Genomic DNA, 464 nt, shown 5'->3' with positions numbered 1-464 from the left:
CGGCGCCTTCCTGGGTCTGCAGCCAGGCCTCCCGGGAGCGCTCGCGGGCCCGGTCCCACCAGTCGTCGCTGTAGACCGGGTAGCCTTCGAGCTCCTCGGCGCTGGCCTCCAGCATCACGCGGTGTTCGCTTTCGCCGTCGTCGTCGAAGTGGGTGGTGAGGGTGAACTGACCGGACTCGACGATGAACTCGCGGCCGCCCATTCCCAGCACGGCGCCGCTCTCGATCACCAGGGCGGTGACCTGCATCGCCTCGTCGAAGAGGATGTTCTCGACTTCGCCGACGCGCTCGTCGGGGTCGCTGGTCAGGTACACGTCGGCGTCGAGAATGTTCTCGGCCGAGTAGAGGCCCTGGGGCTCATGAGTCGGCTGCGCCTGGGTCCCTAGGGTGAAGCCGCCGGCCAGGGCGGCGACGGTGAGGGCAAGGGTCGTCTTGCGCATGGGTCTCTCCTTGGGGGTTCCGTTG

1 protein-coding gene is annotated in these 464 nt (G+C 68.3%); it reads right to left on the bottom strand.

The genetic code is table 11. The features are described from left to right. Window positions 1–439: PRC-barrel domain-containing protein (locus J5F18_RS18705; protein ID WP_346300029.1), on the bottom strand; the 439-nt coding region annotated here is incomplete at its 3' end. Window positions 440–464 lie beyond the last annotated feature (25 nt).

This window comes from Halomonas sp. BM-2019 (assembly GCF_017584085.1).
This window is presented reverse-complemented; position numbering and strand designations above follow the sequence as displayed.